Origin of the sequence: Massilia sp. CFBP 13721, from assembly GCF_014842025.1 — a bacterium.
In the GTDB taxonomy this organism is placed as follows: Bacteria; Pseudomonadota; Gammaproteobacteria; order Burkholderiales; family Burkholderiaceae_D; genus Telluria.
The window spans coordinates 16,959-37,653 of the sequence record NZ_JACYUY010000039.1 but is presented as its reverse complement, the minus strand read 5'-3'; the positions used below and the strand labels follow the sequence as shown (position 1 = coordinate 37,653).

Genomic DNA, 20,695 nt, shown 5'->3' with positions numbered 1-20,695 from the left:
AATAAAGGGTTTCTATTATGCAGCAAGAAATACGCTTTGCCACCTTTAACGTATGCAACCTGGCGCCGCCGGGTGTGAAGCTGTACGACAACCTGCTGCCGACCACGCAGGCCGAATACGAAGCCAAGCTGGACTGGACTGCACACCAGATCGACCTGCTCGATGCCGACGTCATCGGTTTCCAGGAAATCTTTTCGCAGGCAACGCTGAAGGAAGTGCTGGCGCGCACCCGGCGTTACCGCGAAGCCTTCCACCTCGGCTTCGACCCCGACCCGGCCGCGCTGCGCCTGACGCCGAGCGTGGCCCTGGTGTCGCGCCTGCCCCTGCATGGCCCGGCGCAGCCACTGGTCGAATTCCCGCGTGGCATCGAAATGCCGAGCGGCAGCCGCGACGCCGCGCGCTTTACCCGGGCGCCGCTGCACGCGGTGGTGACCGTCTCGCCCGACGTGCTGGTCGACGTGGTGGTGGTGCATTTGAAGTCGCGCCGCCCCGATTACCGCAGCGGCGACACTGGCGAAGACCCGGCCCTGTACGCGCTGGCCTGCCTGCGCTCGCTGATCCGGCGCGGCACCGAAGCGGCCGCGCTGCGCGTGCTGATGACCGAAATGGGCCGGACTTACCGCCGTCCGCGCGTGCTGCTGGGCGACTTCAACGACGTGGCCGATTCGGTCACCACCAGCATCGTGCTCGGCGCCGGCACGCCGCTGGGCGACCGCCTGTACGACGCCAACCAGGTGCAGCGCCGCGCCGACCATGCGCACCATCTTGGCTTTTCGATCGTGCACGAAGGCCACTATTCGACGATCGACCACATCCTGGTGTCGGAAGAGTTCAACGGCGCCCTGCCGAGCGCGATCGGCGAAGTGGTCGACGTAATTTATTTGAACGACCACCTCGACCTGGCGCTGCCGCACGCCTCCGACCATGGCCAGGTGCTGGCGCGCATCCGCCTCTACGACGAGGGACACGGCCTCATGGAGGCGGGCGTATAGGCGGCGCTGCTGGCAGCGCTACTGGTGACGCCGCGCCCTCCCCCGTGCGCGCATAAAACCCCTGGTATTCGTCGCAGCCGTGCCGTTGCAGGTAATCCAGCTGCGCGGCCGTTTCCACCCCTTCCGCGATCACTTTTAATTTGAGGCTGCGCGCCAGCGCGATGATGGCCGGGATCATGGCGGCGCCCTCGGGTGCGTTGACGATGTCGTCGATGAAGCTGCGGTCGATCTTGAGTTTCGACAGCGGAAAGCGGCGCAGGCTCGACAGGCTGGAAAAGCCGGTGCCGAAGTCGTCGACGGTCAGTTGCACGCCGCGCGCGCGCAAGGTGTCGACGGTGGCCAGCGTGGCGGCGTCGCCATTCATGATCGATTGCTCGGTGATTTCCAGGTCGAGGAATTCGGGCGCCAGGCCGGACGCCTGCAAGGCTTCGTCGACATACGGCAGCAGGTCGTCATGGGTGAACTGGACGTTCGACAGGTTCACCGCCACCACCACCGGGAAGCCGGCGTCGTGCCAGCGCCGCCCCTGGCGGCAGGCTTCCTGCAGCACCCACTGGCCGATCGGCACGATCAACCCGGACTCTTCGGCGGCGCGGATAAAGGCGTCCGGGTGCAGCAGTCCGCGCTCGGGATCGCGCCATCGGATCAGCGCTTCGAAACCGACCGTGCGGCCGCTGCCGATGTCGATTTCGGGCTGGTATTCGAGCTCGAATTCGCCGTTCTCCAGCGCCCGGCGCAGGCGGTTTTCGGTTTGCACGCGCTCGAGCACGCGCGAATTCATGGCGGGGCTGAAGAACTGGAAGGCGCTGCGTCCGCTTTCCTTGGCATGGTACATCGCCACGTCGGCGTGGCGCAGCAGGGTTTTCGGGTCGTCGCCGTCGCTCGGGCAGATGGCGATGCCGATCGACACCGACAGCGACACGGACCCGGGTGGCGCCGCCAGCGGGCGCGCCACCGACTGCATGATGGTGGCCGCCACGTGCGCCGCCTGGTCGACGCCGCCGATGTCGGCCAGCAGCACCACGAACTCGTCGCCGCCGAGCCGGCTGACGGTATCGACCCGGCGCACGCAGCGGCGCAGGCGGTTGGCCACTTCCTGCAGCACGCTGTCGCCGACTTCGTGGCCGTGGCTGTCGTTGATCGCCTTGAAATGGTCGAGGTCGATGAACATCAGCGCGAACTGGCGGTGCTGGCGCGCAACAGTCGCCAGCGCCTGCCCGAGGCGGTCCATGAACAGGATCCGGTTCGGCAGCCCGGTCAGGGCGTCGTGCTCGGCCTGGTGGCGCGCCTGCTCGACCGCCCGGCGGCGTTCGCTGATGTCGGTCAGCATCACCATGTAGCTGGTGACGGCGCCACCGGCGTCGGTGATCGGCGACAGCGCCGCGCGGATCGGGATCGTGCTGCCGTCGCGGCGCACGCCCCAGAGTTCTCCTTCCCAGTGCTGGTGGCCGTCGAGCTGGTCGCGCAGGCGGTCGAAGAAGGCGCGGTCCTGCACGCCCAGCTGCAGGCTCGGCAGTTCTGCACCCACCACTTCCTCGACCGCATAGCCGGTCAGGTCGGCATAGGCGCGGTTGGCGGCCAGCACGCGGTGCTCGCGGTCGACCAGCAGGATGGCGTCGCGCGCATGGTCGAACACCTGGCTGGCGCGGCGCAGCGATTCTTCGAGTTCCTTGCGCGCGGTGACGTCGACTTCCATGCAGAACACTTGCCGCACGTCTTCCTTACCGCGGCCGTCCTCGGGAATCGGGAAATGGCTCGAGTGCAGCCACAGGCGCCGGCCGTCGCGCAGCTCGACATGCCACTCGCGCGCGCGTACCGCGGCGCCGGTGCGCCAGACCGAGGCGATGGTGTCGTCGAATTCCTGCTGCTTGCCCAGGTGCCGCACAAGTTTGGCGAAGGGCTGGCCGACGGCTTCGTCGGCGGAGATGCCGGTGAGCTCGGCACAGGCGCGGTTCCAGAAGCGCACCACGCCCTGGCGGTCCTGGCTGTGCACGGCCACCGACGGGCTCAGTTCGATCGCCGCGACGAAGCGGTACAGCCAGTCCAACGCTTCGCGCGCCGGCCCGCCGGAGGGGGTGGACAGGGGCGGCTCGGGCAATTCGCTGCTCACGACACAATCCTTTTCTCGAAGAAACGACGGCGCGATGCCGCCTCCAAGCGATCCATTCTTGATGCGGCCGCCCCTGCGCCGTTTGTGCGTACGCAAAGATATGACACCAGCATAAGCGGCATCGCGTTCCGTCCGCCTTTTCTGCACTTCAGCGTCCAAAAACCCCTGCTTGTCGCATTCCGATGGCGTCCGGTCTTGTCAATTTCTATAGTCCCCACCATGCGCACGGAGCTTCGCCTCACACAAGGTGGAGCACGCGCGCTCCCTCTTCCCTCCGCGCATTAAAACTCGCGCACTAAAAACCCGAATAACGGCCGCCATGAAAATCGAAACCTTGCCGCTCACGTCAAGCCCTCCTCCCGTTACTACCCGGCGCCGCTGGCGCAAGCCGGCCATCGTGCTGGTCGTGGCGGCGCTCGCGGCTGGCGGCTGGTTCGCTTATCAGGGCAATGCAAAGGGCAAGGCGGCGCCACCCGCGGCAAGCGCGGAGAAAAAGGCCGACAAGCCCACCGTTTTCGAGCTGGCGCAGAACGACGTCGTCACGGTCGAGTCGCGCGAACTGGCGCTGCGCCTGCCGCTGTCGGGTTCGCTCGCACCACTGGCGCAGGCCACCGTCAAATCGAAAGTCTCGGGCGTGGTGCTGAGCACGACCGTGCGCGAGGGCATGAACGTGAGCGCCGGCCAGGTCATCGCGCGCCTGGACGACGCCGACGCGCGCGCCCGCGTGGCCCAGCAAGCGGCCATGCTCAAGGAAGCGAACGCACGGCTGGCGCTGGCGAATAAGAACGAAGCCAACAGCCAGGCCCTGCTCAAGCAGAACTACATCTCGCAAAGTTCGTTCGACACGACGCGCAACAGCGTCGAGCTGGCGCAGGCAGCGGTCGACGCGGCGCGCGCCCAGCTGGACTTGGCGCGCATCGCGCTGAACGACACGACGATCCGCGCCCCCCTGTCCGGCGTGGTCAGCAAGCGCTTCGTGCAGGCCGGCGAAAAGCTCTCGCCGGACAGCCCGGTGATGGCGATCGTCGACCTGCAGCACCTGACGCTCGACGCCCAGGTGCCGGCGTCCGACATCCCGCGCGTGCAGGTCGGCCAGGAGGTGCGTTTCAAGGTCGACGGCTTCGACGGGCGCGCCTTCAGCGGCAAGGTGGCGCGCATCAATCCGGCCACCGAGCCGGGCTCGCGCGCGATGCTGGTGTATATCAGCGTGGCCAACGACGACGGCCTGCTGCGCGCCGGCATGTTTGCCAAGGGCGACATCACGACCGACAAATCGGCCGCGCGGCCGATCGTGCCGCTGGCGGCACTGCGCAAGGAGGGCGCGCGCGACGTCGTCTACCGGGTCGACGGCGGCAAGGTGGTGGCGCAGCCGGTCCATCTGGGCATGAAGAGCGAGGACGAGGGACTGGCGGAAGTCACCGGCGGCGTGGAAGCGGGCGCGGTGCTGCTGGCGGTGCCGCTCGACGGCGTCAAGCCGGGCAGCGCGGTCAAGCTAGCAGCGGCGGCAAAGGCGGCACCGTCTGCCGTTACCTTGGCGAAGAAGGACTGACGCCATGTGGATCACCAAAGTCAGCATCCGCCACCCGGTCTTCGCCACCATGGTCATGGTCGGCCTGATGGTGCTCGGCCTGTTCTCGTACCGCTCGCTCGGCGTGGAAAGCATGCCCAACGTCGAGATTCCGTATGCCTGGGTCGAGACCCAGTATCCGGGCGCCTCCCCGGAACAGGTTGAGAACGACGTCACGCGGCCGATGGAAGAAACGATTAACACGGTTAGCGGCATCAAGAACATCCGCAGCAATTCGTGGGAAGGCCGCAGCGGCGTCTCGATCGAATTCCACATCGCCACCAACATGGACAAGGCGATGCAGGATTTACGGGACAAGGTGGCGCGCGTGCGCCCCGGCTTCCCGAAGGAAGTGAAAGAACCCTTCGTCATCCGCGCCGATGGCGAGAATCAGCAGCCGATCGTGCGCCTGTCGGTGACCTCGAACGAACGCGACATGCGCGCCTTGTCGACGCTGGCGGAACAGGTGATCGTGAAACGCCTGCAAAGCGTGGCCGGCGTCGGTGAAGTGCGCACTGGCGGCGTGGCGCGGCGCCAGATCCTGGTCCACGTCAAACCCGAGCAGCTGCGCAGCCAGAACATCGGCATCGACGAAGTGCTGCGCGCGATCCAGGCGACCAATGCGAATCTCCCGGCCGGCAACCTGCAGTACGGTGCGGCCGAGCGCCTGGTGCGGGTCGAGGGCAAGATGCGCGAGGCGCGCGAGTTCAGGAACATCATCGTCGCGCGCCGCGCCAGCGGTCCGGTCTACCTGTCGCAGGTGGCCGACGTCGTCGACGGCGAGCGCGAAGAGACCTCGATCTCGCGCGTGAACGGCGTGCGCGCCATCTCGCTCGACATCACCAAGGTGCAGGATGCGAACACGGTGCAGGTCGGCACCGGCATCATGAAGATGGTCGAGCAGATGCGGAAAACGATGCCGGCCGACGTCCAGTTCCGCGTGATGGACGACCAGTCGACCACGGTCCAGCAACAGCTCGACAACGTCAAGCGCACCATCATCGAGGGGGCAATCCTCACCATGGTGATCGTGTTCCTGTTCCTGCATTCCTGGCGCAGCACGGTGATCACCGGCCTCACCTTGCCGATCTCGGTGCTGGCTTCCTTCATCGCGATGCGCTACTTCGGCTTTACCCTGAATTTCCTGACGCTGATGGCGCTGTCGCTGTGCATTGGCCTCCTGATCGACGATGCGATCGTGGTGCGCGAAAACATCGTGCGCCACCTCGGCATGGGCAAGAGCCACCTGCGCGCGGCCGAAGAAGGCACCAACGAGATCGGCCTCGCGGTGATGGCGACCACCTTCGCCATCGTCGCCGTGTTCGTGCCGATCGCCTTCATGGACGGCATCATCGGGCGCTTCTTCCTGCAGTTCGGCGTCACCGTGGCAGTGGCCGTGCTGGTGTCGCTGTTCGTCTCCTTCACGCTCGATCCGATGCTGTCCTCGGTGTGGCCGGACCCGGTGAAAGACCGCTTCAAGTATGTGCCCTGGCTGGGACGCGCGATGGCGCGCATCGAGGTCGGCATCGAGCACGTGCACGGCATCTACGGCCGCGTGCTGGCGCTGGCCCTGCGCTGGCGGAAATCGACGCTGGCGCTGGCGCTCGGCATCTTTGTCGGCAGCCTGTTCCTGATCCCGCTGATCGGCGGCGAGTTCGCCCCGAAAACCGACAACGGCTTCATCGAGATGCGCTTCAAAACGCCGGTGGGATCGAGCCTGGCCTATACCGACGGCAAAGTGAAGCAGGTCGAGGATGCGCTGCGCTCCTACCCCGAGATCGACGCGGTCAGCAGCGCCATCGGCGTCTACGAAGGCCACAACAGCGCCCAGGTGATCCTGAAACTGACCGATGTGCGCAAGACCAAACGGCGATCGCAGGAAGCGATGGAAGGCGTGATCCGCGAGCGCTTGTCGTCGATCGCCGGCATCACCATGTCGGTCGGGAACAAGCCGGTGTTTATCGCGATCCTCGGACGCGACGAAGCCAAACTCGACGCCGCCGCGCACAAGTTGATGGACAAGATGCGTGCGATCAAAGGCGTGGTCGACCTCGAGTACAGCCAGGAAGGGGCGAATCCCGCCACCGTCATCAAGATCAACAACGAACTGGCCAGCGACCTGGGCCTGTCGGTGGCGCAGGTGGGCGCGGCGCTGCGGCCTTTCGTCGGCGGCGACCAGATCAGCCAGTGGCTGGCGCCGGACGGCCAGAACTACGAGGTGAACGTGCAGCTGCCGAGGAGCGGCCGCCAGAAGGTGGCGGACCTGGCCGACCTGTCGCTGGCCTCGTCGCGCATGGACGCCGCCGGCAATCCGATCATGGTGCCGCTGCGCCAGGTGGTCGAATTCGTGCCCTCGCTCAGCCCGCAAGTGTTAAAACGCCAGGCGCTGGAACGGCGGGTGGCGATCTACGCCGGCATCGAAGGCCGGCCGTCGGGCGACGTCAACGCCGACATCAAGAAGGCGATGGAGTCGATCGAACTGCCGGAAGGCGTGCGCTTCGACGTCGGCGGCGATGCCGAGCAGATGGCCGAAACCATGGCCAACTTCGTGTCGGCGATCGCGATTGCGATCATCTTCATCTACCTGGTGCTGGCCTCGCAGTTCGGCAGCTTCCTGCAGCCGATCGCGATCATGATGTCGCTGCCGATGTCGCTCATCGGCGTGCTGCTGGCGCTGCTGGCGACGGGCAGCACCCTGAACATTTTCTCGGTGATCGGCGTGGTCATGCTGATGGGACTGGTGACCAAGAACGCGATCCTGCTGGTCGACTTCGCCAACCACGGCCAGCGCGAAGGCCGCGCCCAGTTCGCGGCGATCCTGGAAGCGGGGCAAGTGCGCCTGCGCCCGATCTTGATGACGACGCTGGCGATGATCTTCGGCATGCTGCCGATGGCGATCGGCGCTGGTGACGGCGGCGAAACACAAGCGCCGATGGGCCGCGCGGTAATCGGCGGGGTGATTACCTCGACGCTGCTGACCCTGGTCGTGGTGCCGGTGGCCTACAGTTATCTCGACAATATCGGCAAGCGTGCGCGCAAGTGGTTTGCCAAGGGGCACGAGGAAATTGCCGAGGTCATGCCGGTCGCCGCCAAGGAAAGCGTGTAACGTACGGGGTCATCGAGGCCAATGGCCTCGATGACGGGTTCACCGGGCATGCCCACGCGTGAACGCGCCGCAATGTTAGCTCCATTCGAAGCGAACATTGCGGCGCGTTATCGTATTCAGCAGGATTAGTGCAAGCGATGTGGCATGCGGTTCGAATAACCGAACCTTGCGGTGGGCATGCCCACCCTACGGCGTCTGCGTTTCCTGCGCATCCGCATTCATTGCAGCATCGGCTTCGGCGTCCTCCGCCCCCTCTTCCGTCAGCGCATTTGCCTCCCCATTCGGATTGGCCTTTGCTTCTGCTTTACGTTTGGCTTTTTCTTCCGCCTTGCGTTTCTTTTCCAGTTCCCGCTGCCGCTTCTCGTAACTGAAGTTCGTTTTGGCCATGATCACCTCATATGCTTGGTTGAATTGGTGCGCGACTATTATGCGCCAGTTAGGCTGCCAGGATTTGAATTAACCACGTGGGTGGTGCTGTGCATGCAGGTGCTTTAACCGTTCGCGCGCAACATGGGTATAGATCTGTGTGGTGGAAATGTCCGAGTGGCCCAGCAACAATTGCACCACGCGCAAGTCGGCGCCATGGTTCAACAAGTGCGTCGCAAACGCATGGCGCAGCGTGTGCGGCGACAGCGGAGCGCGGATGCCTGCCCTGAGCGCATGCTTTTTGATGACGACCCAGAACATCTGGCGCGTCATCGCCCCGCCGCGGCCGGTGACGAACAGAGCGTCGTCGACCTGGCCGTTGAGGATGATGCCGCGCGCATCGTTCAGGTAGCGTTCGAGCCAGGCGCGCGCCTCGCCGCCGAACGGGACCAGCCGCGTCTTGGCGCCCTTGCCGGTGACGCGCAGCACGCCGTCGTTCAAGCTGAGTTCGACAATTTTCAAGGCCACCAGTTCCGACACGCGCAGGCCGCTCGCGTACATCAGTTCGAGCATCGTGCGTTCGCGCAGGCCGAGCGGCGTCGACACGTCCGGCGCCGCCAGCAGGGCCTCGACCTGCGCTTCGCTGAGCGTGTGGACGAAACGCGTCGGCTGGCGCGCGGTGGCCATTTTGAGGCAGGGGTCGCTGGCAATGCGGCCCTGGCGCAGCGCCAGCGCATAAAACCGCTTCAATACCGACAGGCGCCGGTTGGCCGTGCTCGGTTTGGTGTCGGGATGGCGCTCGGCGAAATAGCCGGCCAGGTCTTCCGGGCCGACGCCCAGCAGGCCGCGGCCGGGCCGCTGCGTGTCCAGCCAGGTGAGAAACATGCGCATGTCGCGCCGGTAGGCGTCGAGCGAGTTCTTCGCCAGGCCCTGCTCGAGCCAGAGCGTGTCGCAGAACTCGTCGATCAGTCCCAGATCGCCTGCTGCTGCCATGGAGATGCGGTGGCGCCTTCGTGGCGCAGCAGCCAGCGCTTGACGGACAGGTGAAACCCGTTCTCGTCGTCGTGGCTGGCAAAGCCGCCGAGGCCGCCGGCGGCGGTCACGCGGTGGCAGGGAATGACGAGCGGGAACCAGTTGGCGCCGCAGGCCTGGCCGACGGCGCGCGGCGCCGAGCCGATGTCCTTGGCGATCCTGCCGTAGGTCTTGACGGTGCCGCGCGGGATCGCGCTGATCGCATCCCAGACGCGCTTCTGGAAAGCGCTGCCGGCGTCACACAATGGCAGATCGAACGTGAAATCGGGATCGGCCAGGTAGCGCTCGACCTGGCGCGCGGCGGCGTCGGCCACCGGGTCCTGCGCCTCCTTGGCCTCGAAGCGCGGCTGCAGGTAGACGAGCTCGCGCACCCGTCCGTCTTCGGTGCGGATGCCGATCGCGCCGAACGGGGCCGCCACGATGGCGGAAAACAGCTCGCTGCCTGGTTGTGTAGTCATGCCCTCAGTTTACTCCTCGCACGGCGCGGCCACCACCCCTTTTTCGCCTAGGAAATTACTCGTCCGTGCGGCTGACTCAGCGGAAAAAGATTATGCTGATTCCATACGTCAGAGGATTCCCATGCCGCCCGCGAAACGCATCCTGGCTTTACTTCTCCTCCTTGGCTGCCTGGCCAGGGCGGAGTCCGTATCGCAGGGCGCATTGGCGGATGGACCAGCGCTCGCGTCACCAGCGCCCTTGCGCGTCGGCGTCTATCCGAATGCACCGAAACTGTTCATCGACGACGGCGGCAAGGCGTCCGGCATCCTGGTCGAACTGCTGCAGGAGATCGCCAGCGCCGAGCACTGGACGCTCGAATTCGTCGCCTGCGAATGGCAGGCCTGCCTGCAGGCGCTGGAAACTGGCCGCATCGACCTGCTGCCGGACATGGCCTGGTCCGAGGAGCGTGCGCGCCGCTACGCATTCCACCAGGTGCCGGCGCTGCACAGCTGGTCGCAAATCTATACGCAGCGCGGCAACAAGATCCGTTCCCTGCTCGACCTGAGGGGCCGCCGCATCGCCGTGCTGGCCAACTCGATCCAGGCGCTCACGCTGCCCAACGTGCTGGCCGGCTACGGCGCGGTGCTGGTGCCGGCAGACTCGCTCGAACGCGCGTTTGCCCTGGTCGCCGCCGGCCAGGCCGATGCCGTGGCGGCCAGCCATTATTTTGGCGACGCCGCCGCCGGCAGGCATGGGCTCGAGGGGACGCCGGTCGTGTTCAATCCGGCGCGCCTGCACTATGCCGCCATGCCGGGACGCCGCCAGGCGGCGCTCGACGCCATCGACCGCCACCTCGCCAGCTGGCGCGCCGATCCGAACTCGGTATATTTCAACACGCTGCGCCGCTGGCAGGCCGGCAGTCCCGCGGCGCCGCTGCCGACCTCGCTGCTGTGGGTGCTGGCCGCCACGGTCGGCCTGCTGCTCTCGGCGCTGGCGGTGGCCAGCTGGCTGCGCACCGAGGTGGCGGTGCGCACGCGCGAACTGCGCGACAACGAGCGCAAGCTGGCGACCATCCTCGACAGCGTCGATAGCCTCATCTACATCAAGGATGCGCAGTCGCGCTACCAGTACGCCAACGGCGCCATGTGCCGCCTGCTCAAGCGCCCGGCGGCGGCCATCGTCGGCCAGACCGACGAGGTCCTGTTCGGCCCCGAGCAGGCGCAGATGACGCGCGCTGGCGACCTGGCCGTGATCGAGGAACACCAGCGCTTCGTCTCCGAAGAGCGCCTGTTCGACAAGGTCTACATCACCACGAAAATCCCGCTCATGCATGGCGAGGAGGTCACGCAGCTGTGCGGCATCACCACCGACATCACGCCGCACAAGCAGGCCGAGGAATCGCTGCGCATCGCCGCGACCGTGTTCCAGTCGGGCGCCGGCATGTGCGTGCTCAGCCCGGACGCCGTGATGATCGAGGCGAACCGGGCCTGGGGAGAACTCTACGGGCGCAGCGCCGAGGAACTGCCCGGCACGCCGTTCCCGCATTTTTCGCTGGAAGCGGAGGGCGACGACGGCCGCGAACGGATGTGGGACACGGTGCGCGAGCAGCAGTCCTGGCAAGGCGAAGTCTGGATGCAGCGCCACGATGGCCGCCGCTATCCGGCCTGGCTGACGGTGACCGCGGTGCGCGACGCAAGCGGCGTGCTGACCAATTTCGTCTGCACCCAGTCCGACATCAGCGCGCGCAAGCAGGCCGACGAAAAGATCGTCCAGCTGGCCTATTACGACGCACTGACCGGACTGCCGAACCGGCGCCTGCTGTATGAACGGGTCGCGCACTGCCTCGGCCTGCACGGGCGCACCGGCCGCACCGGCGCCCTGCTGTTCCTCGACATGGACAATTTCAAGGACCTCAACGATAGCCGCGGCCACGCCGTCGGCGACGAGCTGCTGCAGCAGGTGGCGGCGCGCCTGCTGGCCTGCACGCGCGAGATCGATACCGTGGCGCGCCTGGGCGGCGACGAATTCGTGATCCTGCTCGAATCGAGCGGCGTCGACGAAGCGGAGGCGCAGCAGCACGCCGAAGTCGTCGGCGAAAAGATCCTGAGTGCCCTGCGCGACCCGTTCGAGGTCGGCGGCGCCGTGCACCACGCCAGCTGCAGCATCGGCATCACGCTGTGCACCGGCCAGAAGGACGAACTCGACGACCTGATGCGGCGCGGCGACCTGGCGATGTACGAAGCCAAGCGGCAAGGCCGCAACACGCTGCGCTTCTTCCAGCCGTCGATGGAACAGGAGGTGACTTACCGCACCGAGATCGAAACCGAACTGCGCGCGGCGCTGCTGCATTCGCAGTTCGTGCTGCACTACCAGGGGCAGGTCGATGGCGACGGCATCATGACCGGCGCCGAAGCGCTGGTGCGCTGGCAGCATCCGACGCGCGGGCTGGTGGGACCGGCCGGCTTCATCGCGATTGCCGAAGCGTCCGGCCTGATCGTACCGCTCGGGCGCTGGGTGCTGCGCACCGCCTGCGAACAGCTGGCGCTGTGGGCGCAATCTCCGGCCACGGCGCAATTCACGCTGGCCGTGAACGTCAGCGTGCGCCAGTTCCTGCAGGCGGACTTCGTCGAAGAGACGCTGGCCATCGTGCGCGCCAGCGGCGCCAATCCGATGCGTCTGAAGCTGGAGCTGACGGAAACGCTGATGATCGAGGGCGTCGAGGAAACCATCGGCAAGATGCGCGCCCTGCGCGAACACGGCATCTGCTTCTCGCTCGACGATTTCGGCACCGGCTACTCGTCGCTGAGCTACCTGAAGCGGCTGCCGCTCGACCAGCTGAAAATCGACCAGAGCTTCGTGCGCGACGTGCTGGTCGACCCCAACGACGCCTCGATCGCGCGCAGCGTGGTGGCGCTCGGCAAATCGCTGGGCCTGAGCATCATCGCCGAAGGAGTCGAGACCGAAGCCCAGCGCAACTTCCTGGCGGGGATCGGGTGCGATCACTGGCAGGGGTATTTGTTCAGCCGGCCGGTGGATGCGAGGACGCTGGAAGAACTCGCGGCGTAGGATGGAAGACCCGCGGCGCCGAGGTAACGTAGGGTGGGCTCCCGAGCCCACGCGTTGCGACGCATGCGCAGCGACGATGTAACAACAACCGAGGAGCAAGCATCGCGGGAGGTTTCCGGAAGCGTTGCGGTACGCATCGGCACGTACGCGTGGGCTCGGGAGCCCACCCTACGGTGCGCGGCGGCCACGTATCGATGCGGGCGCCATCGCTGCGGTGAACCGAAATTTGGACAAAAAAAAGCGCACCCAAAGGTGCGCTTCAATCATCAGGCACGTCCCGGCCGTTTGGTCGATGCCAACGGCTTCTGTCGAACGTGTGTCTCCTCGCATGATCTCCGGTATGGACTACCGTATTTTTGTGCCCTCCCCAAGACGTGTGTCCGGGTTGCCTGCACCGCTTTGGTGCCGCAGTGCCCAATCATAACGCAACTGTCCGACAGAGAATAGTTTTTTATATACGGTTTTTGAATTCCCGGCACGGACGAGGTTTGTGCGCCACACGCCAGTATTGACGCCTCTTCTACTGACCCAGGCGTCATTACTTGCGGGCCGCTTCGCGCGTCATCGCGTCGATCAGTTCCTTGCCGATGCGGCGCTCCATCTGGCGGTGTACCGGCAGCAGCGCCGCGCGCCACTGCGCCTGTTCCTGCGGCGTCAGGTAATAAATCGTGGTCTTGCCGGTCTTGCGGATCGCGTCCAGCGCGCGGTCGTTGTCGCGCTGGGCGATGGTCTTCTCGAACGCGGTGGCGTCGCGCATCGCCCGTTCCAGCGCGGCGCGCACGTCGCCTGGCAAGCCGTCCCAGAACTTGCGGTTGACGATCACGGCGTAGCCGAGGTAACCGTGGTTCGACACCGTGAGGTGCTTTTGCACTTCATGCATGCGCTGGGTGTACATATTCGAAGGCGGATTCTCGGTGCCGTCGACCACGCCCGTTTCCAGCGCCTGGTAGGCTTCCGAAAACGCCATCACCTGGGGCCGGGCGCCGAGCGCGCGCATCTGGGCGTCGAGTACGGTCGAAGACTGGATGCGCATGCGCAGGCCGCGAAAATCGGCCGGCACGTGCAGCGGGCGGTTGGCCGACATGATCTTGAAACCGTTGTCCCAGTAGGCCAGGCCGGTGATGCCTTTCGACTGGAGTTTACGCAACAGGTCGCGCCCGATCGGGCCTTCGGTGACGGCGTACAGCGCCGCCTTCGAGGGAAAGATATACGGCAGGTCGAAGGCTTCGAATTCCTTTACGCCGAGCGGGCCGAACTTGGCCAGCGAGGGCGCCAGCATCTGCACCGCGCCCAGCTGCAGGGCTTCGAGCTCTTCCTTGTCCTTGTAGAGCTGGCTGTTCGGATACACTTCCACCTTGACCCGCCCGCGCGTGTACTGTTGGGCGAGCAGCTTGAAACGTTCGGCCGCCTGCCCTTTCGGGGTCTCGGGTGCGACCACGTGGCTGAACTTGATGACGATCGGGGCTTGCGCCCAGGCGTTGCCGAATGAGGCAACAAAGACCGCCACGGCGGCCAGGAACTTGATGGACATGCGTCGATAAAGAAAAAGCAATAAGGGGTGGCGGTTGCGTTGCCGCGACAGCAGTCCACAATAGCATCCGACAAGAAAACCTTCCACATTCCCATGAAAAACCCGTTCTCGCTGCGCCGCCGCGCCAACCTGGCCCGCCCCTGGCGCTGGCTGGTGCCGCTGCTGCTGGTGCTGCTGTTTCTTGCCGTGCTGTTCTGGCTGCCCTGGCAGGCGCGCCAGATGGAAACCACCGAGCGCCAGGAGCAATTGATTGCGGATACGCTGTGGGTCGAGCAAACACTGCGCTTCGAGCTGACGCGTAGCGAAGAAGCGCTGGCCACGCTCGGCACCGACCTGGTGCGCAAACCGCCGCCGCCCGCTGTCTTGCAGGCGCGCATGGCGCAAATGTTCAAGAACGGCCCGGAGCTGCGCCGCGTCTTGTGGCTGAGTCCGGACGGCGAGGTGCTGGCGCGCCACGGCAGCGACCTGCCCCAGGACACGCCCGCCCCCAGCCTGACCGACACCCAGGAAATGGCGCGTTTGACCCGCGCCGGCCGCTACACCGAACCCTACGGCGCCGGCGCGCATTCTCCCGCCCTGCTCGACTATTACCTGCCCCTGTACCGCGGCGGCGCCTACGCCGGCAGCCTGGTCGCCACCTACAGTCTGAAAGTGCTGCTCGACGAAACGGTGCCCTGGTGGTTCGCCCAGGACAATGCCCTCTCCCTGCTCGACCGCAACGACGCGCCGGTGGCGGCGCGCGCCGACGGCGGCCCGGGGCGCGGCGTCTACACGCACCGGCGCGCGCTCGATTTACCCGGCGCCTCGATCGTGCTGGCCACCGACAGCGTCAAGAACGCGCCGCGCCTGCTGCCGAATTTGCTGGTGGGCTCGGTGATCGTGCTGGCCCTCGGCCTGCTGATGAGCCTGATGACGCTGTGGCGCCACATCTCGCGCACGCTGGCGGCGGAAGCCGCGCTGCGCCAGCAGATGGCGTTTCGCACGGCAATGGAAAACTCCCTGATGACCGGCCTGCGTGCACGCGACCTCGAAGGGCGCGTCACCTACGTCAACAAGGCTTTTTGCGAGATCGTCGGCTTGCCGCCGGAAGAGCTGGTCGGGCGCAAGCCGCCGATGCCTTACTGGGCGCCGGAAGTGCGCGGCGATTACGAACAGCGCTTCGCCGGCGTGCTGGCCGGTACCGTGACGCCGCAGTTCGAAACCGTGTTCCAGCGCTCGGACGGCGTGCGCGTGCCGGTGCTGGTGTTCGAGGCGCCCCTGGTCGACAGCCGCGGCAAACAGACCGGCTGGATGAGTTCGATCCTCGACATCACCGACCGCAAGAAGGCCGAAGAACTCAACCGCCAGCAGCAGGAAAAGCTCGAGACCAGCGCACGCCTGGCGACGATGGGAGAAATCTCGTCGATGCTGGCGCACGAACTGAACCAGCCGCTGGCGGCGATTTCGAGTTACACGGCCGGCGCCCTGAACGTGCTCGAACGCGCCGACAAGGGCGTGCCGATCGAGCCGACCCTGCTGCGCCGCGCGCTGGAGCAGGCGCGCCAGCAGGCACAGCGCGCCGGCCAGATCATCAAGAGCGTGCACGAGTTCGTGAAAAAGAGCGAACCGCAGCGCGAGACGGTCGACATCCACAGCGTCGTCGACGGCGTGCGCGCGCTGATCGAACTGCAGACGCGCCAGTCCTACGTGGCGCTGCAGATCAACCTGCCGGCGCAACTGCCGCCGGTGCTGGCCGACCGGGTGATGCTCGAACAGGTGCTGCTGAACCTGACGCGCAACGGCATCGAGGCGATGGCCGGCGTCGCCCCCGAGCGGCGCATCCTGCAGATCACGGCCGCCGCCGACGCCGCCCAGGTGTCGGTGTCGGTGATCGACCATGGCCACGGCATCGCGCCCGACGTCGCCGAGCGCCTGTTCTCACCCTTCTTCTCGACCAAGGCCGAAGGCATGGGCATGGGCCTGTCGATCTGCCGCACCGCGATCGAATTCCACGGTGGTACGCTGAACCACGCGCCGAACCCGGACGGCGGCACGGTCTTCACCTTCAGCCTGCCCCGCTCCACCGCCGCGGGCGCGGTCGAGCTACAATAACGCACCATCAGGAGACCTTCGCATGCTGCATATCGTCGACGACGAAGACGTGATCCGCGACGCCCTCGCGTGGCTGGCGCAATCGCGCGGCCTCGCCGTGCGCGGCCATGCGGGCGGCCAGGCCTTTCTCGACGCCCTCGGCGAACCCGATGCCGACGGCGATTGCGTGTTGTTAGATGTGCGCATGCCCGACATGAACGGCATCGCCGTCTTCGAACAGATCATCCAGCGCGGCTGGCTGGCGCGCATGCCCGTCATCTTCCTCACCGGCCATGGCGACGTGCCGATGGCGGTCGATTCGCTGAAACGCGGCGCCTTCGACTTCTTCGAAAAACCCTTCAACGACAACGACCTGATGGACCGCGTCGACCAGGCCCTGGCCGCCTCGCGCAACGCCGCCAGCGCCGCGCAAGTACAGGCCCGCCTGGCGACCCTGTCGGCGCGCGAGCGCGAAGTGCTCGACCTGATCTTGGCCGGCAAGATGAACAAGGTCGTCGCCGACGAACTGGGCATCAGCATGCGCACGGTCGAGGTGCACCGGGCGCATATTTTCGACAAGATGCAGGTCAAGACGGCAGTAGAGTTGGCGGGGTTGTTGAAATAGTTCGTGGGGCTGTTGCCTGCACGGTTATCGGTATGTTGAATCCGCGTGGGCAGAGCCCACCCTACGGGCACCGCTAACGCCAAGATCATACGAAACCCGGATACGTACCGTGTCCCGTAGGGTGGGCTCCGCCCACGCGGATCGTGCATACTGCTAGCGGCTCAGCAACAGCTCCACCGCCGCTCGCACACCCGCTCAGCCACAACTTCCAGTCACAAACCAGCGCGCACAGAACGTGCCGCCCACCCGCCCTTTTCGACGATCGCTTGTAAAATCCAAAATTGAACGCGTCGCCGCTTGCGCCCCGCGACGCCAACTTCTTTAGGGAAAGCAGATGAACGAAAAGACAGTTGCAGACAGGATGTTTTTGCGTAACGCGAAAGCGATGCAGATCATCAATGGCGGCGTGCACCCGACGGTTGTAGCGCAATTTCCGCAGGAATTGATCCAGGAAGGCGATGGCCCCTTCGACGTGATCATGATGTTTTGCATGAATCGCAAGGACCTGGAACAGTACCTGCCGCAGGCCAAGGAACGCCTCGGCGACAAGGGCTCGCTCTGGATCGCCTACCTGAAGCAGACCGCCTCGAAAGCCACTGATATCAATCGCGACTCAATCAACGCCTATCTGAAGGAAAACGGTATCACAGCCGTGGCGATGATCTCGATCGATGGCGACTGGTCGGCGATGCGCGCCAAGCGCATGGAACTATGATTGGTGGCGTAGCAACGCCCACTCGACGTGCTCGCGCACCAGCGCGGACGGGTGTTCTGCGCGCGCCCGCAATGCCGCCACGATGAGCGGATCGCCGCGCCGCCCTTCCGCCGCATTTCCCATCCCGACCGCCAGGTTGCGCAGCCAGCGCTCGTGACCGATGCGCCGGATCGGACTGCCTTCCATGCGGCGGTTGAATTCTTCTTCTTCCCACGCGAACAACTCGACCATGCTGGAACCGCCGAGCCCGTTGCGTTCCTCGAAATCCGGCACCGTCGCGCGCTGGGCGAACTTGTTCCACGGGCAGGCCAGCTGGCAATCGTCGCAGCCGTAGATCCGGTTGCCGATCAGCGGGCGCAGCTCGACCGGAATGCTGCCCTTGAGTTCGATCGTCAGGTAGGAAATGCAGCGCCGCGCATCCAGCCGGCCGGGGCCGAGGATGGCCTGCGTCGGGCACAGGTCGATGCAGTTGCTGCAGGCGCCGCAATGGTTCGACGTGGCAGCATCGACCGGCAAGGGCAAGTCGACCAGGATCTCGCCGATAAAAAAGGTCGAGCCGGCGTCGCGCGAGAGCAGCAGCGTGTGCTTGCCGCGCCAGCCCAGGCCCGCCTTTTCCGCCAGCGGCAATTCCATCACCGGCGCCGAATCGGTAAACACCCGGTAGCCATACTCGCCGATCTCGGTTTTCACGCGCTCGGCCAGTTGCGCCAGGCGGTTGCGCAGCACCTTGTGATAGTCGCGCCCGCGCGCATACATCGACACCACGGCCGCGCCGGGTTCGACCTGGCGGGCAAGTTCGCGTTCGCGCCAGCCATCCGTCAAAGGCAGGTAATCCATGCGCGCCACGATCGCGCGCACCGTGCCCGGCACCAGTTCGGCCGGCCGGGCGCGCTTCATGCCGTGGCTTGCCATATAATCCATCTCGCCGTGGTGCCCCGCCGCCAGCCAGGCGCGCAGCCCTTCCTCGGCGTGCGCCAGGTCGACGTCGGCGATGCGCACGTCGGCAAAGCCGAGTTCGCGGCCCCAGGCCTTGATGGCGCGGGTCAGTTCCTGCAGGTCGGGAGATTCGATGGACATTCGGTCTGAAGACAATCGCGGCGCAGGTGCGCGCCGCCAAACCTCACATTTTAATTGATGCAGCACTTCACAGCCTACCTGCCGGACGAATCGGCGACCGCCGACTTTGGCGCCGCCCTGGCGCGCGCCGTCGTGCCCGGCCTCGTCATCTACCTGCACGGCGACCTCGGTGCCGGCAAGACCGCGCTCACGCGCGCCCTGCTGCGCGCGGCCGGTTATGCGGGCACGGTCAAGAGCCCAACCTATACCTTGTCGGAACCCTATCGCGTGGAATTGAATGGCGCGCCGGTGAACGTCATCCATTACGACCTGTACCGCATGTCGAGTCCGGAAGAATTCCTCGATGCCGGCTTTCGCGAAGACTTCGACGGCAAGAATATCTGCATCGTCGAATGGCCGGAAAAAGGCGAGCCGGTGTTGCCGCCACCCGACGTCCGCGTTTTGCTCAACGTCAGCGGCGTTGGACGTACTGTAGAATTACAGGCGTTGTCTCAACAGGGCCTGTTATGCCTCGACCGCCTCTCCTACGCCCAGCCACGCTGACTTCCCCCGCCCGCCGCCGTACCGTGCTCAAGCTCGGCGGTACGCTGCTGCTGTCCGTGGTCGCCCCGCTGCCGGCGCGCGCCGCCCAAATCCTCGCCGTGCGCGTCTGGCCGGCGGAGGACTACACGCGCGTCACGCTGGAAAACGACACCGACCTCAAGGCCGAGCACTTCCTGGTGCCCGATCCGCCGCGCCTGGTGGTCGACATCGATGGCCTGGCCCTGAACGACACCCTCAAAGGCCTGGTCGCCAAGATCGAATCGAACGACCCGTACATCAAGCAGGTGCGCGTCGGCCAGAACCGCCCCAACGTGGTGCGCCTGGTGTTCGACCTGAAGGAAGCGGTCAAGCCGCAGGTGTTCACGCTGGCCCCGGTGGCCGAATATAAACACCGGCTGATTTTCGACCTGTATCCGGTGCGCGAAGCCGATCCGATCGCCGCCCTGATCGAAAAGGGAGAATGGTCGCCCGGCGACGGCACGGCCACCGCGGTGCCGGCCGTGCCGGTGCCGCCGGCGCAGCCGGTCGCGCCCGATCCGGTGGCGCGCCTGGAAGCGGAAATCGCCGCGATGAACGCCAATCCGGCGCCACGCGTGACCCAACCCGCATTGATACCGCCGCAGGTGCTCGGCAAGCCGGGGGCAAAGCCGGCGCTCCCCGCCAACAACGTGGTGCGCATGGTCACCATTGCGCTCGACCCCGGCCACGGCGGCGAAGACCCGGGCGCGATCGGCCCGAGCGGCACGCGCGAAAAGGACATCGTGCTGGCGGTGGCGAAAAAACTGAAGGCGCGCCTGGAAGCGCTGCCGAATACGCGCGTCATGCTCACCCGCGACGGCGATTATTTCGTCCCGCTCGGCACGCGCGTGGAAAAGGCGCGGAAGGTGCAGGCCGACCTGTTCGTCTCGATCCACGCCGACGCCTTTATCGAAGCGCGCGCACGCGGCTCCTCGGTATTCGTGCTCTCCGAAAAAGGCGCCAGCTCGACGGCGGCGCGCTGGCTCGCGACCGACCAGAACAAGGCCGACCTGATCGGCGGCGTGAATTTCGCGAAGCACGACCGCCAGCTGGCGAGCGTCCTGTTCGACCTGTCGACGACGGCGCAGATCAACGACAGTTTAAAACTGGGCAAAGCGGTGCTGGGCGAGATCGGCGGCATCAACCGCCTGCACAAGGCAGCCGTCGAGCAGGCGGGCTTCGCGGTGCTGAAGGCGCCCGACATCCCCTCGATCCTGGTCGAGACGGCGTTTATCTCGAATCCGGAAGAGGAAGCGAAACTCCGCGACGACGGCTACCAGGACCAGCTGGCGAACGCGATCACCAAGGGCATCAAGCGGTATTTTTCGGCGAATCCGCCGATGGCGAAGAGCCGGACGACGTAAGACAGCAATCGCGCTCCTAACCGTGTGGACACGCCACGTCCTTAACCGGTTGCCTGCGCTGCTGGCAGGCGCTTC

15 protein-coding genes are annotated in these 20,695 nt (G+C 65.7%); 9 read left to right on the top strand and 6 right to left on the bottom strand.

The window, feature by feature from the left end; genetic code table 11:
- Positions 1–17: 17 nt before the first annotated feature.
- Entirely contained in the window at positions 18–992 is a 975-nt protein-coding gene (locus tag IFT60_RS24910) for an endonuclease/exonuclease/phosphatase family protein (protein ID WP_192056802.1), read from the top strand.
- Here IFT60_RS24910 and IFT60_RS24905 read toward each other — a convergent pair.
- On the bottom strand, positions 973–3,102 hold the full coding sequence (locus tag IFT60_RS24905) for a putative bifunctional diguanylate cyclase/phosphodiesterase (protein WP_374001278.1): 2,130 nt from the start codon (positions 3,100–3,102) through the stop codon (positions 973–975). The genes IFT60_RS24910 and IFT60_RS24905 overlap by 20 nt on opposite strands.
- A 319-nt stretch (positions 3,103–3,421) precedes the next feature.
- Between IFT60_RS24905 and IFT60_RS24900 the strand changes: the two genes are divergently transcribed.
- Together IFT60_RS24900 and IFT60_RS24895 are read left to right on the top strand one after the other, a co-directional pair.
- Positions 3,422–4,651 (top strand): efflux RND transporter periplasmic adaptor subunit, encoded by a 1,230-nt coding sequence (locus tag IFT60_RS24900; RefSeq protein WP_192056801.1) that lies wholly within the window; start codon positions 3,422–3,424, stop codon positions 4,649–4,651.
- Positions 4,652–4,655: 4 nt separating this feature from the next.
- A complete protein-coding gene (locus tag IFT60_RS24895) occupies positions 4,656–7,775 on the top strand; it encodes an efflux RND transporter permease subunit (protein ID WP_192056800.1) in 3,120 nt (1,039 codons plus the stop codon).
- 186 nt (positions 7,776–7,961) lie between these two features.
- On the opposite strand, the gene IFT60_RS24890 is transcribed toward IFT60_RS24895, so the two are convergent.
- From IFT60_RS24890 to IFT60_RS24880, 3 genes are all read right to left on the bottom strand, one after another.
- Positions 7,962–8,162, bottom strand: coding sequence for a hypothetical protein (locus IFT60_RS24890; protein ID WP_192056799.1), 201 nt, complete (start codon positions 8,160–8,162; stop codon positions 7,962–7,964).
- Between the two features lie 69 nt (positions 8,163–8,231).
- Positions 8,232–9,134: a site-specific tyrosine recombinase XerD gene (gene xerD / locus IFT60_RS24885; protein WP_192056798.1), complete on the bottom strand. Its 903-nt coding sequence runs from the start codon at positions 9,132–9,134 to the stop codon at positions 8,232–8,234.
- Positions 9,107–9,631 (bottom strand): methylated-DNA--[protein]-cysteine S-methyltransferase, encoded by a 525-nt coding sequence (locus IFT60_RS24880; protein WP_192056797.1) that lies wholly within the window; start codon positions 9,629–9,631, stop codon positions 9,107–9,109. The genes xerD and IFT60_RS24880 overlap by 28 nt, the downstream gene beginning before the upstream one ends.
- 121 nt (positions 9,632–9,752) lie before the next feature.
- Here IFT60_RS24880 and IFT60_RS24875 point away from each other — a divergent pair, with 121 nt between their 5' ends.
- The gene (locus IFT60_RS24875) at positions 9,753–12,677 is read left to right on the top strand and encodes an EAL domain-containing protein (RefSeq protein ID WP_192056796.1); all 2,925 of its coding nucleotides are present in this window, start codon (positions 9,753–9,755) and stop codon (positions 12,675–12,677) included.
- Between the two features lie 538 nt (positions 12,678–13,215).
- On the opposite strand, the gene IFT60_RS24870 is transcribed toward IFT60_RS24875, so the two are convergent.
- Positions 13,216–14,208 carry a TRAP transporter substrate-binding protein gene (locus IFT60_RS24870; protein WP_192056795.1) on the bottom strand — a complete coding sequence of 331 codons (993 nt, stop codon included), beginning with the start codon at positions 14,206–14,208 and terminating at the stop codon, positions 13,216–13,218.
- Positions 14,209–14,301: 93 nt separating this feature from the next.
- Between IFT60_RS24870 and IFT60_RS24865 the strand changes: the two genes are divergently transcribed.
- The 3 genes from IFT60_RS24865 to IFT60_RS24855 all read left to right on the top strand — a co-directional run bounded on the left by IFT60_RS24865 (position 14,302) and on the right by IFT60_RS24855 (position 17,618).
- Positions 14,302–16,299 (top strand): sensor histidine kinase, encoded by a 1,998-nt coding sequence (locus IFT60_RS24865; RefSeq protein WP_192056794.1) that lies wholly within the window; start codon positions 14,302–14,304, stop codon positions 16,297–16,299.
- Positions 16,300–16,321: 22 nt separating this feature from the next.
- Positions 16,322–16,903, top strand: coding sequence for a response regulator transcription factor (locus tag IFT60_RS24860; RefSeq protein ID WP_192056793.1), 582 nt, complete (start codon positions 16,322–16,324; stop codon positions 16,901–16,903).
- A gap of 334 nt (positions 16,904–17,237) precedes the next feature.
- Entirely contained in the window at positions 17,238–17,618 is a 381-nt protein-coding gene (locus tag IFT60_RS24855) for a DUF3052 family protein (RefSeq protein WP_192056792.1), read from the top strand.
- On the opposite strand, the gene queG is transcribed toward IFT60_RS24855, so the two are convergent.
- Complete coding sequence (queG, locus tag IFT60_RS24850; protein WP_192056791.1) at positions 17,613–18,695, bottom strand: tRNA epoxyqueuosine(34) reductase QueG; 1,083 nt, start codon at positions 18,693–18,695, stop codon at positions 17,613–17,615. The genes IFT60_RS24855 and queG overlap by 6 nt on opposite strands.
- A 57-nt stretch (positions 18,696–18,752) precedes the next feature.
- Here queG and tsaE point away from each other — a divergent pair, with 57 nt between their 5' ends.
- A complete protein-coding gene (gene tsaE, locus IFT60_RS24845) occupies positions 18,753–19,238 on the top strand; it encodes a tRNA (adenosine(37)-N6)-threonylcarbamoyltransferase complex ATPase subunit type 1 TsaE (protein ID WP_192056790.1) in 486 nt (161 codons plus the stop codon).
- The gene (locus IFT60_RS24840; protein ID WP_192056789.1) at positions 19,202–20,620 is read left to right on the top strand and encodes an N-acetylmuramoyl-L-alanine amidase; all 1,419 of its coding nucleotides are present in this window, start codon (positions 19,202–19,204) and stop codon (positions 20,618–20,620) included. Before tsaE ends, IFT60_RS24840 begins: the two co-directional genes overlap by 37 nt.
- Positions 20,621–20,695: the final 75 nt, after the last annotated feature.

Bases quoted from the DNA above. Each gene is read 5' to 3' on its own strand.
- IFT60_RS24910 (WP_192056802.1), top strand. From the start codon at position 18: ATGCAGCAAGAAATACGCTTTGCCACCTTTAACGTATGCAACCTGGCG.
- IFT60_RS24900 (WP_192056801.1), top strand. From the start codon at position 3,422: ATGAAAATCGAAACCTTGCCGCTCACGTCAAGCCCTCCTCCCGTTACT.
- IFT60_RS24895 (WP_192056800.1), top strand. From the start codon at position 4,656: ATGTGGATCACCAAAGTCAGCATCCGCCACCCGGTCTTCGCCACCATG.
- IFT60_RS24890 (WP_192056799.1), bottom strand. From the start codon at position 8,162: ATGGCCAAAACGAACTTCAGTTACGAGAAGCGGCAGCGGGAACTGGAA.
- xerD (WP_192056798.1), bottom strand. From the start codon at position 9,134: ATGGCAGCAGCAGGCGATCTGGGACTGATCGACGAGTTCTGCGACACG.
- IFT60_RS24880 (WP_192056797.1), bottom strand. From the start codon at position 9,631: ATGACTACACAACCAGGCAGCGAGCTGTTTTCCGCCATCGTGGCGGCC.
- IFT60_RS24875 (WP_192056796.1), top strand. From the start codon at position 9,753: ATGCCGCCCGCGAAACGCATCCTGGCTTTACTTCTCCTCCTTGGCTGC.
- IFT60_RS24870 (WP_192056795.1), bottom strand. From the start codon at position 14,208: ATGTCCATCAAGTTCCTGGCCGCCGTGGCGGTCTTTGTTGCCTCATTC.
- IFT60_RS24865 (WP_192056794.1), top strand. From the start codon at position 14,302: ATGAAAAACCCGTTCTCGCTGCGCCGCCGCGCCAACCTGGCCCGCCCC.
- IFT60_RS24860 (WP_192056793.1), top strand. From the start codon at position 16,322: ATGCTGCATATCGTCGACGACGAAGACGTGATCCGCGACGCCCTCGCG.
- IFT60_RS24855 (WP_192056792.1), top strand. From the start codon at position 17,238: ATGAACGAAAAGACAGTTGCAGACAGGATGTTTTTGCGTAACGCGAAA.
- queG (WP_192056791.1), bottom strand. From the start codon at position 18,695: ATGTCCATCGAATCTCCCGACCTGCAGGAACTGACCCGCGCCATCAAG.
- tsaE (WP_192056790.1), top strand. From the start codon at position 18,753: ATGCAGCACTTCACAGCCTACCTGCCGGACGAATCGGCGACCGCCGAC.
- IFT60_RS24840 (WP_192056789.1), top strand. From the start codon at position 19,202: ATGCCTCGACCGCCTCTCCTACGCCCAGCCACGCTGACTTCCCCCGCC.